Raw genomic sequence first — 13,248 nt, forward strand, 5'->3', positions numbered from 1 at the left:
CCTCAAGAAGAATGATCTGCTGAAGTATTGAGACTAACAGACTACACCATCCATCAACAGTGTCGTTGCGTTTTTGCGTAATGATGTTATATTGTTTTGTCACAAAGGAGGGTGAGTGAAATGAAACGTGTCGCGCTCATCATCGAAACATCGCGCGCTTATGGCCGTGAACTTCTTCAGGGAGTACGCCAATATGTGTCGCAACACGGGCCGTGGTCGATTTTTGCCGAGATTCGTGATCTTGAATCCAAGCCCCCCGCGTGGCTGAGAAAATGGGATGGCGACGGAATTCTGACGCGAACAGCCACGCCTGCCATTCAACGTGCGGTTGAGGCCGTCAAGGTTCCCACCATTGAATTAAGAGCCTCCAAACGCCCCTACCTATTCCCATTTGTCGGGATTGATAACTCGGCTGTTGGTCAGATTTGTGCCCAGCATCTCCGTGAACGGGGTTATCAACATTACGCCGTCTATGACTTGGCGACAGAATCATTTTTCGAGCAGCGAAGTCAGAGCTTCATTAATGATCTTGAGCAGGAGGGACGATCTTGCCACCGATTTCGGCAGTCATCAAATCTGGAAAAGCCCAAAGAATGGGAACGACAGCAAGCACAGCTTGTCGCATGGCTGAAAGAACTTCCCAAGCCAGTCGGCATCATGGCCTGCACGGATCAGTTGGGCTTCTGGTTACTGGATGCCTGTCAGCGCGCGGGATTGGCCGTGCCGAATGATGTGGCTGTGCTGGGAGTCGAGAACGATGAAACGCTGTGTGGCATCAGTTCTCCTCCTCTTTCCAGTGTTCGCCTGGGGGGAGAACGTGTCGCTTATGAAGCTTGCGCAATGCTTGATCGCTGGATGTCAGGAGAATTTTCCGAACAATCGATTCAGTCAATGCCCCCCATGTTATTTCCACCATTAGGGATCGTAACCCGTCGGTCTAGCGACACGATTGCGGTGGCAGACCCTCTCTTGGGAAAAGCCCTGCGAGCAGTCCATGAGAGAGCTTGTGATGGGCTAAGGGTGGCAGATCTCTTAAAGGAAATCCCCTTGTCTCGCAGCACTTTGGAACGGGGATTCCGGGAAGTTCTTGGATGTTCTCCAAACCGGGAGATCCACCGAGTCAAACTTCAACAGGCCGCTGAATTGCTGAAAGAAACGGACATGAGCCTGGATGAAATTGCGATGAAAACCTCGTTCACCAACAAGCACTATCTCGCGACCTCATTCCGCAAGATGTATGGGCTTCCTCCCGGTGAATATCGCAAACAAACTCGAGCAGGCGGCTTCGATCGCCAACAACTTCGGAGCGATGATTCACCAGACAAAATCCGCAGAGAAAGGCCACTCAGTTAACCAGTCAAGGCAGAGAAAATGTCTCTCTGCCCTGGCATCATGCCCTGGCATCAGCAATGTGATTTCAAAACGCCTGACTACTTGCTTGTCAGGTCAAAATTGAACTCCTGCTTCCCTTTTTCTTCCACTGCGGCCGTGAGACCGGACTTTTTGGCGTCCAGGTACTTTTCAGGCACAAGGGCCTTGGGAATCACGGGCTTGGCTTTAGGATCTGGCGGGACATATTCCCCTTTAGTCTCAGTCGCTGCGGGAGGCAGAATTTCCCGTTTGATCACACTCACAGTGAAATTTCCCGGAACAGCGCCGTCATTGGCTTCATAGGTACTAAGTTTATAGTTGCCGGAACTATCGGTCTTTCCAATAGCACTGGGAATAGGTTTGCCCCCTCCCTGAACGACCGGAGCATGGAATGTCACCGTGGCATCTGCCAGAGGCGCTCCATCCAGCTTCACATTGCCGGTCACGGGAAAGGTTTTTAAGCGATCTTTGGGAACTTCTGCTCCCCCGCCACAACCAGAAATTAGCACTCCCAATCCCACCACTGCGATAGGGAGAAAACGCAAGGGACGTGTAAACTTGATCATAAGGTGATTCCCCATCCAGAAATAGCGTTGGATCCACTCAGCCTCAATAAAGAGCCTTAGGAGTGAAAACTCCAATCGAGACGTACCGATCCCTTTATTGTTCGGAGAGCAGCCTGTGTTGGGTAGTGACCATTGGTGAAAACACCAAAAAAACTAAACAACTTACATTATTCAAACGAGCTTATTGCTTGCGAATATGAGCAAATGTACTCTTAAAAACTCGCTGGCCATGACACTGTAACGGTACAAACATTCCCACACGGCAATCAAAGTGCCATACTTGTGGTTTATGCTCGTTTCCGGGTCAGTGAGGGTGTAAGTCCGCCATTTGACTTAAAAAGTCTGAGTTTTTATGCCGACAAACGCGACATATTCAGAGAATGTGCATCAGGTGGGATGGGTATCACCCAAGAATCAGGTGACGCGGCGCGATGGTTTCGCCCAATCGGCGGGCCTTCAATCGAACATAGGGGGCGACATACCGTCCCCTATGCCCCGCTGAACCGGGCGGTGCCAGCGGATCAGCGCGGCGGGGTTCAACAAGGTCTTCCAGGGCAAAGCCGCTACGGCACAAAAGGCCAACCAGTTCATCCCAACGGTGGATGTATTCCTGAGCACCACTTTCACGGTAGAGAGTATCTGCCATCATCGGGAGGGGAGCTTTATCATAATATTCCACACCCAGCACATATCGATCGCGGTGGTCGCGATGGGAAATCTGCAAACTCACTGGCTGCTTGTGCTGACTGATATAGAGTCCGCCCGGTTTCGTCACCCGCGCCAACTCGCGATACATCTCCTTGAGTGAAGGGAGGTAGCAGGTGCTGACAGGCTGATGAGAAATATCAAACGTGGCATCAGCCAGCATCGAAAGATCATCCATCGATGTCGCAATGGTACGGACAGTGAGGCCACGCTTTCGGGCTTCGCGTTCATCGAGAGCCAGCATTTCAGGGCTGAGATCAACGACCGTCACCTCGGCACCAGCACTGGCATAAAGAATGGACTGCCACCCTCCCCCCGCTGCCAGACAAAGCACTTTCATCCCACGGACATCAGGAGGGAGCCAACCTCGTGAGTCGAGAGTCGCCAGCGGTTTTTTGCACTCTTCATCGCTAGCAACATGGGCAAACGGGCTGCCATTTTTGGCCAGTTGATCCCAGGCCACTTTATTCCTCGCCAGAAACTGCTGCCGTTCATCACGTGGCAAACTGTTCGTTGTCTCGAGAGACGAAGGATCCAGTGACATTGAGGTTTCTCAGCCCGGCAATTCGCGATCTTTGACTGCGCCGTCATTGACGCGACGCGTAACATATCAGTTAGCGTAATCACTTGTCAGGCAGCTTGTCACCCAACCCCGGTATGAAGATCCCGGCACGAAGATTCCTGCAAAAAGACATCATGCCAACTGCGATAAAGTCACCTTGTCCTATCTCTGCCCCTCAAGGCACTTTTCTCGTCGCGGCTTTCCTGAGTGCCGTGTCACGGCTTTGTCTTCGGGTTGATGTCGCCGCAACGTCCTCCGCTGTCGGACTTAACAACAGAAGAGACCCGAGTTTTATACTTTGACAATGCGCTGAGTTGAGATTGGCCAACTATTCCGCTTCGGTGATTGTCACAGGAAGTGGAGGGAGTGCCGCTGCTGCCTGAATGGCCCCCACACGGGCTTGCCAGCGCGTGACTAATTCCTGAGCCGCATTGGAGGCTGCTTCTTTCTCGCTGAGTTGCTTTTGTTCATCAGGCTGAATAGGAGCCAGCTTGGCAAGTCGCTCAGATTCACCACGAGCCGCTTTCAAAGACTGTTCGGCATTCGCACGAGTCGCTTCAGTCTCCTTCACCTGTTGGCGCAAGGAATTGAACACCCCAGTCGCCTGCTCAAATCCTTTTTGCTGATCTGCCAGAAGTGCACTGGCCTGTGCCGACTGCTTTTCAAGAACAGAAACCTTATCAAGCTCGGGCTGCAAAGTTTTTTTTGCGGTATCAACAGCCGACTGTGCCTGTTTGACATCGGCTTCACGATCAGCCATGGCTTTCTTTTTGTCTTCGTTTTCTCCATCGTCAGCCAATGCTTGCTTGGCCTCATTCCAACGAGCCTCAGCGGGGGCAATCGCGGCTTCCAGCCGGGATAATTCCTTTTTCAAATTGCCAGCGCGGGCTTGGCTCTCCTGCAACTCCTTGGACAGCCGACCAAGTTCCTGCTGCGTGCTGGCCACCTGCTGTTTCATTCCACCCAGCTGTGATTCTGCCTGAGTCAGTTCACGCTCTTTGGTTTGTTTTGCAGCCACTTTGTCTTTGAGTTCCGATTCCTTTGTTGCCACCATTTTGCCGGCATTGTCAGCCGCTGTTTGACGATCGGCCAACTGCTTTTTCAAACCATCAATGGCATTTTTCGCGCTGGCCAGTTGCTGTCTCGCTTTTTCAGTTGCTGCCTGAGCACTCGCCAACTGAGCCGCGACAGAACCCGGATTGGTGAGAACCTCTCCAGCAGGAGACCCATCCTTCGCGTTCCAGGCCATCAATCGCCCGGACAAATCGCCGGCATACACACGGTCTGTTTCACTGGAAAAACAAACTTCCATTCCCACATCGGGGGTTGCTGGAAAATCGCGCTGCTTGTTGCCGTTGGCATCGAACAGTTTGGTGACACGGTCTCGGCCTGTCGAAACAATCCTGACATCCAGCGTGAAATCGAGTGCCTGGACGCCGCCACCATGGGCATTGAAATTTTTCACTTGTGTTCCGTTCTGCATTTCCCAGAGACGGATGGTGCCATCTTCGCTGCCGCTTGCGAGCAAATTACTGTCCGGTGCCCAGGAGACATCATTGATCGCTCCCGTATGACCTGTCAGAAAATAGAATTCTCGGCCGGTATAGGCTTCCCAGACCACGAGACCATTACTGCGATCACCACTGGCCAACAAAACACCATCAGGACTGAACTCGATGGCAGTGATCCAGTCGGTATGCTTTTTGGATTCATAGACCAGATCACCGCTGGCGACCTCGTAAACTCGCAACATTTTTTTAGGCCCGCCCAGAGCGACTAATGAAAGATCCGGGCTGATATCAGCGGCGAGTACCGAGTCATATTCACCACCAATTTGAGCAATGCGCCGTCCCGTCTTCACATCGAAGAGGACAACATGTCCGTTCTGCCCCGCTCGTCCGCCACCCGCTAACAGAACAGATCCGTTGCGGCTGAATTTCAGAATCTGAGCCTGGCCTTCAGGGAACGGAAGGACGCCGAGGAGATCAAGTGTTTGGGCCTGATAGAGAAGGATCTGTTTGTGGCTGGAGACCGCGAGCAGCGGCGCCCAGGGGTTTGCAGCAAGAGCCGTCACCGCATTGGCTCGCGATGTGACAACCACGGGTTCCAATGGTAAAGCGGCTTGAGGCATGGGAGCCGGGCCTTCAGGACGCTTCATGGATGAACCCGCTGAGGCGGTGACGACGATCTTCTTTTTAATCTTGGCCTTACTGCCCGCATTTTGCAGTGCCCCTTGTTCAATCCATTTGCGAACAAGCTCCAGTTGTGCATCTGCCAGTTTTGGTTGTCCAGGAGGCATGACCGGTTCAGATTCATGGGTCATCACCAGATAAAGCTGGCTATTAGAAGGTTCTCCATTGGCACTGATCACTTCCCCCGAGGCACCGCCCTGCATAGCTGCCGAGTAGTTGTCCAGAACCAGATCACCTTTCTTGTCATTGGCGTTGTGGCATGACCCGCATTTTTCACGAAAGAGAGGAAGGATGTGCTCCTCGTAAGTGATCTTCTTCTCCGCCGGTTTACCTGCGGCATCCTTCTCTTGAGCAGTTACCAGACTTGCATATGCGAAGAGAGCAACCAGCACCACTGAAGATGCCAATGTTCGGACAAACCAGGGAGTCTTGCTGGGCTGGAAAGCCGTCGATCTGCGGAACAGGCTGGTTGACATGGTGATGGGGTTCACTCTTCAGGCAGGTCATGAGGAAGGCGGGATGTTGGCTGTTGAAATTCATTTTCATGCAGGGCATGACCTCAAGCCATAAAAGCAGGCTTGACGGCCATGTCCTTCGCATTCACGAGCGGCTGACGCTGGTATCAATGATTGAAAATGAATTCTCGGCTATTGAGCAGTGCCCAGAAAATGTCATCCAGATCTCGCTTTTTATCTGTCGATTCTGCCAGAACGGGCTTGATTACTTCCCATTCCTGAGCAGTTGGTTGACGCGACAGGCAGCGAATGTAAAGCCGATTGGCGATCTCTTCAGGAGGAACTTTTTCCTGAAGAAGTTTGCCGATCAGATTCCCCTGAGCCATCTTCTGATTGGAGGTATCTCCATTGAGCAAGTGCAGAGCTTGGGACAATGTCGGTTCCATCTTGACTTCACAGCTACAGGCCGTTTCTCGCGTGGCCCGTCCAAAGGTCGTCAAGAAGTAGTTTGAAGTCTGTCCATCAGCGATCTGGACAGCACGTGCGCCCAATGGCAGTCCGCGGAATTTCTCACGGCCATTCGTCACCTGAGTGATCACATCCAGCATCGACTCAGCCTTGATGCGACGCAGCGATTGATGGGCAAAATTCTTTTCATCCGTCGCGTTGGATTCATTGCGCTGTGTGGATCGCTGATAGGCCTCTGATTTGACGATGTCCTTAACCAGTTGCTTGAAGTTGTAATTCGAGTCCGTGAATCGCTTGGCAAGCTCTTTGAGCAACGGTTCATTGGAAGGAGGATTAGAGATTCGGACATCGTCAATCGGATCGACAATTCCGATCCCATAAAAGTGATGCCAGACACGATTCACCAGATTCTCGGCGAAGTAAGGATTCTCTGGCGAAGCCAGCCAATTGGCGAGAACTTCCCGCCGATCCTTGCCCTTGGTTTCCGCTTTGGGGCCGCCCAGGAAGACCGGTTCCATGACCTTGTTGGTCACGGGGTGCCGCACTTCTCCACCACCACTGTTGAAAACAATGGTTTCGCGGTAATCCTCGGCTTCTTTTCGACCAATCTGCGAGAAGAATGACGCAAACGAGTAGTAGTCATCCTGTGTCCAACGATCAAACGGATGGTTGTGACATTGAGCGCATTGTGTCCGCATTCCCATAAAGATCTGGGCGACATTCTCAGACACTTTTAACGTGTCTCGCTCAATCTGATAGAAGTTCGTCGGAGCGTTTTTGAATGTCCCTCCATTGGCTGAGAGGATTTCCCGAACCATCACATTGAGCGGTACGTTCTGAGAAATCTGATCCGACAGCCAGTTGTAGTAAAGAACAATCGATTTGTAGCTGGTCTGATTCGATGATCGCATCATGAGCCACTCGGCCCATTTTGAGACCCAGACTTCTGTGAACTCTTTGCGTTCAATCAATTCATCGATGAGTTGATTACGCTTATCAGGTGATGAGTTGCTCATAAACGCGGCGTACTCTTCCTCAGTTGGCAGGATCCCCACCAGATCAAGGTAGACACGTCGCAAGAAGGCTTCATCATCCGCCCGGCCGCTAGGCTCGATTCGCAACTTCATCAGCTTTTGGTTAACCAGTTCATCCACATAATTAACAGTTGGCATTGGCTTCGCTTCGTATTGATTCCACTTGGGAAGGACAACGAAGTGGGAACCAACGGTGAACGTAGCAAACCGGGCCATGACGAAGGCTTCGCCGCGAGCGCCGGCTTTAATCAGACCTTCCTGGCTGATCGACGCAGAGTTGTCGTTATTTGACATGAAGAGCGTCAACGGAGTGACATCACGGTCGCTGCCATCGCTGTAAGTTGCTCGCACAGTGACTTGTTGCGTAGCCCCTTCACCATCCAGAACACCATCGGGAGGATAAAGACTGAGTCCTGTGCATGTGGGAATATTCTCTGGATCCTGAGGGCAATTCGCCGCGACCCACTGAACCAGTGATTGATTCAGCTCGGAATTCAGTTCAAACCGCTTTCCACCACTATGAGGAACGGCTCCAATCGATTTCTCCACCAGGAGACTGGCTTCAGGAACGGCCATATCGACTCGGCGACCGGGAAGCTCACGCACAACACGATGATAGTCACCGTTGGGATCGTAGCCGAAGAGAGACAGGCGGAAACCATCTTTGCCGCGAGCCGCTCCATGACAGCTTCCGCTGTTGCAACCAGCCTTCATAAACACCGGCATCACGTCGAGCTTGAAGCTGATCGCACGGGAGGTAGTGGCCTGAGTCACTTCAACAGGAATCAACTTTGTCTGGCCACCAAACTCAATTTTCAATTCTGACTTGCCATCGGCCAATGGAGTCAGCGTGGTTCCACTGATTTTTGCCAGAGAGGAGTTCACCATGCTGAGTTGGGCCTGGGAACCCACATCCTGTGTCACGCCATCGTCGCGTACGATCTGCACAACAATCAGCTGGCGATCCGCCGCAGTTTCCAGTTTGACATTCTCTGGATAGACCCTCAGTTGTTTGATTTTGGCTTCTGCTAAAGCCTCAGAAGCCGTTGAAAACAAGCTCAAACTCAAAAATCCCACCACCAGATTGAGGCGGTAAAAAACAACTTTTCGATCAGATTTGATCGGTGCGGCTGTGCTGGTGAAAAAACAGTTGAGAGAAGACATGTCGACCACCTGATCGGGAGAAAGCAGCTCTGACATTTTCAAAATTGATCAGCGCTGATAGGTAACCAATTGAGACGTTCACAGGGTTCGCCCCGGAACTCGTCGACCTGTTGGATTAAGGATTGCCTTTGGAGGCTTCAAGTTTTTGCTGCTGTTCGAGCCGGAGTTGTTCCAGCCGACTCAGTGGTTTCGTCGTTGGTGGCTTGCTCGCTTCTGCCACGGCAGGCTTGGCCGCATCAGGGGCCGGTGTCGTTTTGGGAGGCAATGGCTTATCAATCCGCAATTCACCCCCACCCAGATTATGCACCACTTCCTCACCATCCTGCATGATGATGATGTTACAGAAGATATTTTTGTTTTTACTCACCGGTGATTCTGCACCAGCCTTAATCTTGAACACCAGTTCCTGAGTCTCTTTGGTCAGTTCCAGAGGCTCAGCCGTTGTCTGGTGAGGAAGACCCATCAAGGTCACCTTGGCGGTTCCCTCAAACGGTGTCAGTTGCTCAATCTTGACGGGGTAATCTACCTCAGCCCCCTGATCAACAGCGGACTTGGCGAACTCCAGCTTCACGTAAGGTTCCACCACCTTCAGCGTGATGAAGGGCGATCCCGAAAGCCGACTCCCGCCGACATCGACTGATGATCGCGCACAAATCTTCCATTCACCAACTGGCGCATTGCCAGCCGCATTGATATCGATGAAACCTTCGTTCTGACCTTCCGCAATCACCGAATTTCGACTGGAGTTGACACCCGGCGGATTCTGGAGCAATTCAATCTTGATCGGGCCTTTGAAATCCCCTTCCCGCTTGGCAACCACCTTGAGCTTCATCGGGCCATTTTTAATGAGTGGCACCTTGGGCTGCACAATCTCGATAGAACAAGGGACAGGTTCCACCACCGTTATGCCCAATGCGGGCAACGGTTCATCATAAAACGGGCGATTGTTCTGCCCGCGAACCATAATGGCATCCTGTCGGACGCGTTGAGACACATCGAGCTGAGGCTGTTTTGGGTCAACGATTTTTCCAACGATCTGGGACATGCGAGTCCCCAGTGGAGCATCAGGAGCGGCCACAAGCACGACCTGCGCCACGCCTTGTCCGGGATCCAGCGGCGGGGCTTCAATGGTGACTCCCGTGGGGAGGTTTTCCCCCAGAAATTCCACAATCCCGCCGATATCGCGACGTGTAGTTGTTACCAGGAAAGGCAAGCGCCCCCCCGCTGACAGTTCAAGCACATCCTCACGGAACTGGACAAACTCGTTGATCGTGAATGTCAACTGCGGGGCAACACGAGTGGCTTCGATGCGGTAGTGAAAACCGGGGCCACCACGATAGAGGTGATCCCGAATCATGACAAAGTATTTGCCATCATCAGGACAATTGAAGCGAACCTGACTGTCAGGTGTTCCCGGTGAGTCGTCCCCATTGACGACCACGCCCCCCTTGGCATTCCAGATCTGTAGCACTGAATCAATCTCGGATCTCAGGCGTCGACCATGAACCACAAAGTCATAGCTTTCTCCTTTTTTCGCTTCAAAAGCGAAGAGATCCAGATCCCGCTCTGTTCCCAACAATCCATTGAGAGCAGCTGGTAATATGACAAGCGGAGCCTGCTCCATCGAGTCGTTTGGTTCATTTTCGATGACATTTTCCAGATCACTCAATCGGAAAGGGTTCCCGGTCGGAGAGACGCCCATGTCATCAATCGCAGCCAACGTAAAATTGAGCGGTGACGAGGACGGAAGAGCGTCCAGCGTGGGCAATGTCACATCTCGTGTGATCGGGCCTTTGATGTCACCATGATAAGTGACCGTCACCTGGCTCCCTGGCTTTCCACCAGCCGGCACGATCGCGACAGGCCGGGGGTAGCTGCCGATGTGCAATTGATAAAAACTCTCGCCACTACCACCGTAGCTCGACTCGCGAATCATGATGATGTACTTGCCATCAGTGGGGGCAATGATCGATGCCACACCATCTTGTGAAGCGAAAGCGGTGTCATCGCTTCCTGCTAATTCAAAACGGTTCGCATTCAAAATCGCCACATAAGGATCGAACATCGAGTCGCCCAGCCGAATCCCGAGAACCTCCGCTGTGAGACGTTCGCCCGCTTTGGCTTCAACGACGAAATAGTCGACATCCTCATTCGTTACCACACCATTAATGGTCACATTATTAGAAATGACCTGAGGCTTGATGAATTCGTTATTAGGCTCGACCTCATTGACGATCGGCAGCGCTGAAACCGCAAAATTCTCAACGGAAGTTAAGCCGGTTTTCGTGCGTAAACGGAGATGCCTGATCCCCGGTGTCTGATCTGAAGCAAGCTTGATTTTTGCTTTGACAAGCTTGTCGTTTTCAACTTTAAAATCGATGACTTCCAGCCCTGGCTCATAGAAAATCACCTCAACAGCATCGCCCAGTCGGTCTCCGTTGAATGAGAGTTCGACTTCCGCTCCGCGCTGGCCTCCACGAGGCAAGACGTTACGGATTTGTGGGTCAGCGGCTTCCGCCAGAGCGGATAAGTCAACGACAATTAACAACGTCCAACAAAAACGGTAGGCAAGTAGCCAGGTGCGTTGCATCAGTGGGTGTCCTTGAAGCCATCCTGGGACTGGCTTTCGACGAAAGCTGGCGGGAGTAATGTGGGGAGTGCTTTTCTAGTTTGGCAGAGATCTCATGAGGCCACTGCCAAAATTATTTCTAGCCGGTTATTCGGAGCCGATTCCAATTGCCAATTGCAGAGTGAACCACCCCATCGAGGCTTCTGATCGTGATGTCGCGCCGAGACAACAAGAGCCTGGATCGGTCGCGGGCTTTGAACTCGGAAAATTCACTTTGCAAAGGTCATCGTTAATTGGCACCCAACCGCAGAGTCCCTTCTTGCGGCTGTTATGTCGCGTTTCTCATCGAGTACTCCGCCTCGACCATCGACCTTCAAAAGGCTTCGCTCTGACCTTGTAAGACTCTCCAGCAAAGCCTTTTAGCATTATTAAAACGCCGCTTGCTAACAAAACCATCTTTATCATTGCCTGAAAACTCATCAGCCTCATATCGGAATACTGTCAATCCCAATGATCTGTTTCTGAATTCGCAGACAATAATCAGCAAGCAACACGAACAACGTGCCAGCGACTACGCCAGCAACTCTTTCACGATTTGACCGCCATCAACGATCTCGATGGGCCGATCACCAGGAGCCATCAGTTCTTTATCTGCGACCACACCAAGGCAATTATAAACCGTTGTAAAGAGGTCTTCGATTCCCAAGGGATTGTCTTCAGGTTCCGAAGCAATCGCATTCGAGGAACCATAAACATGACCCTGCTTGATCCCTCCGCCGGCCAGCACCATGCTGAAGACCTTTGGATAGTGATCCCGGCCTGCAGTTCCATTGATTTTGGGAGTGCGACCAAACTCAGAAGAGACCATCACAAGCGTTTCAGCCAGCATACCACGCTGATCCAGATCTTTGATCAGCATGGAAAAGGCCTGATCAAACTGAGGCATCTGACCTTTGAAGCCCTGAATGATATTGCTGTGATGATCCCAGCCGCCGTAACTCAAATTGACCAGCCGAACGCCTGATTCCACCAGTCGTCGGGCCAGCAGCATGCGGGCACCAGCGGTGTTTCGGCCGTACTGATCACGCAGTTCTGGTGTTTCTTTCTCAATATCAAACGCCTCGCGGGCCTGCGAAGAACTGATCAGGCTGTAAGCTCGATCATAGAACGTGTTCATCGCCGTCAGTTCATCGGACTTTTCCCGCTGGGCAAAGTGATGATTAACCGAATCGAGCATCCGGCGTCTTGAAGCAAAGCGAGATTCATCCACACCGCCAGGCAAGTTCAAATCACGCACCTTGAAGCCATTGCTTGCGGGATCGGAACCCAGCGCAAAAGGGGCAAAGGCGCTGCTCAGGTAGCCACTTCCTGCAAATTCATTCGGGACATTCGGCACGCAAACATAAGGTGGCAGGTTGTTGCGTGGCCCAAACTCATGGCTGATCACCGAGCCAATGGACGGAAACTGCAAAGCGGGGCTGGGGCGATACCCGGTAAACATATTGTGAGTACCGCGCTCATGCGCCGCTTCGCCGTGCGTCATGCTGCGGATAACACAAAGTTTGTCAGCGACTTCAGCCGTCTTCGTTAATGTTTCGCCGAAAAGAACACCCGGAATCTTTGTCTGAACCTGTTTCATTTCGCCGCGATATTCGATGGGCGCGTGCGGCTTGGGATCGAATGATTCCTGCTGGGCAATCCCACCAGGAAGGAAAATGTGAATGATCGACTTCGCCGTTCCCTGGAAGGTTTTGTAATCCTTGAGATCAGCCATTGCCTGTTGCTGCAGAAGGCCTGGCAGCGTGAGAGATGTACCAGCCAGCATCCCAACGGAAAGGAAACCACGGCGGCTGAGACTCTGAAAATGAGCCGGTGAGCAGTTAGATGAATTCTTCGCCATGATACGTCTCCAATCGGTAGGGGGAGTGCGGAGGGCGGGGTGTGTTATTTGGGCAGGTCGGAAGTCAAACACAGATGACAGGTCACGATCTCATGCCACTCGTCAATGAAATCCAATGACTCGAATGAAATGATCACCAACTGTCACACACGTTCTCTTCCATCAACATACACCAGTGCGTTAGTTCTTGGCAGAAGCTCCCACGAGGTTTCGTAAAAAAAAGTGGCAATTCCAAATTCTGCCGAAAAACATCACCAAAAAA

General features: G+C 52.0%; 7 protein-coding genes. 1 reads left to right on the plus strand and 6 read right to left on the minus strand.

Annotation, left to right across the window (positions count from 1 at the left end):
- The first annotated feature begins 120 nt into the window (after positions 1 to 120).
- Entirely contained in the window at positions 121 to 1,353 is a 1,233-nt protein-coding gene (locus SH287x_RS09620) for a DNA-binding transcriptional regulator (RefSeq protein ID WP_479518494.1), read from the plus strand.
- A gap of 77 nt (positions 1,354 to 1,430) precedes the next feature.
- On the opposite strand, the gene SH287x_RS09625 is transcribed toward SH287x_RS09620, so the two are convergent.
- The 6 genes from SH287x_RS09625 to SH287x_RS09650 all read right to left on the minus strand — a co-directional run bounded on the left by SH287x_RS09625 (position 1,431) and on the right by SH287x_RS09650 (position 12,986).
- Positions 1,431 to 1,937 carry a hypothetical protein gene (locus SH287x_RS09625; protein WP_479518495.1) on the minus strand — a complete coding sequence of 169 codons (507 nt, stop codon included), beginning with the start codon at positions 1,935 to 1,937 and terminating at the stop codon, positions 1,431 to 1,433.
- Between the two features lie 403 nt (positions 1,938 to 2,340).
- On the minus strand, positions 2,341 to 3,186 hold the full coding sequence (locus SH287x_RS09630; protein ID WP_479518496.1) for a class I SAM-dependent methyltransferase: 846 nt from the start codon (positions 3,184 to 3,186) through the stop codon (positions 2,341 to 2,343).
- Between the two features lie 346 nt (positions 3,187 to 3,532).
- On the minus strand, positions 3,533 to 5,872 hold the full coding sequence (locus tag SH287x_RS09635; RefSeq protein ID WP_479518497.1) for a WD40 domain-containing protein: 2,340 nt from the start codon (positions 5,870 to 5,872) through the stop codon (positions 3,533 to 3,535).
- 146 nt (positions 5,873 to 6,018) lie between these two features.
- Positions 6,019 to 8,553, minus strand: coding sequence for a DUF1549 domain-containing protein (locus SH287x_RS09640; protein WP_479518498.1), 2,535 nt, complete (start codon positions 8,551 to 8,553; stop codon positions 6,019 to 6,021).
- A 79-nt stretch (positions 8,554 to 8,632) separates the two neighbouring features.
- Entirely contained in the window at positions 8,633 to 11,107 is a 2,475-nt protein-coding gene (locus tag SH287x_RS09645; protein WP_479518499.1) for a PPC domain-containing protein, read from the minus strand.
- 550 nt (positions 11,108 to 11,657) lie between these two features.
- The gene (locus SH287x_RS09650; protein ID WP_479518500.1) at positions 11,658 to 12,986 is read right to left on the minus strand and encodes a DUF1501 domain-containing protein; all 1,329 of its coding nucleotides are present in this window, start codon (positions 12,984 to 12,986) and stop codon (positions 11,658 to 11,660) included.
- Between the last annotated feature and the right edge of the window lie 262 nt (positions 12,987 to 13,248).

The organism is Planctopirus sp. SH287, from assembly GCF_056500625.1.

Excerpts from the sequence above, each read along its gene's own strand:
- SH287x_RS09650 (WP_479518500.1), bottom strand. The coding sequence starts at position 12,986 with ATGGCGAAGAATTCATCTAACTGCTCACCGGCTCATTTTCAGAGTCTC.
- SH287x_RS09635 (WP_479518497.1), bottom strand. The coding sequence starts at position 5,872 with ATGTCAACCAGCCTGTTCCGCAGATCGACGGCTTTCCAGCCCAGCAAG.
- SH287x_RS09645 (WP_479518499.1), bottom strand. The coding sequence starts at position 11,107 with ATGCAACGCACCTGGCTACTTGCCTACCGTTTTTGTTGGACGTTGTTA.
- SH287x_RS09640 (WP_479518498.1), bottom strand. The coding sequence starts at position 8,553 with ATGTCAGAGCTGCTTTCTCCCGATCAGGTGGTCGACATGTCTTCTCTC.
- SH287x_RS09630 (WP_479518496.1), bottom strand. The coding sequence starts at position 3,186 with ATGTCACTGGATCCTTCGTCTCTCGAGACAACGAACAGTTTGCCACGT.
- SH287x_RS09620 (WP_479518494.1), top strand. The coding sequence starts at position 121 with ATGAAACGTGTCGCGCTCATCATCGAAACATCGCGCGCTTATGGCCGT.
- SH287x_RS09625 (WP_479518495.1), bottom strand. The coding sequence starts at position 1,937 with ATGATCAAGTTTACACGTCCCTTGCGTTTTCTCCCTATCGCAGTGGTG.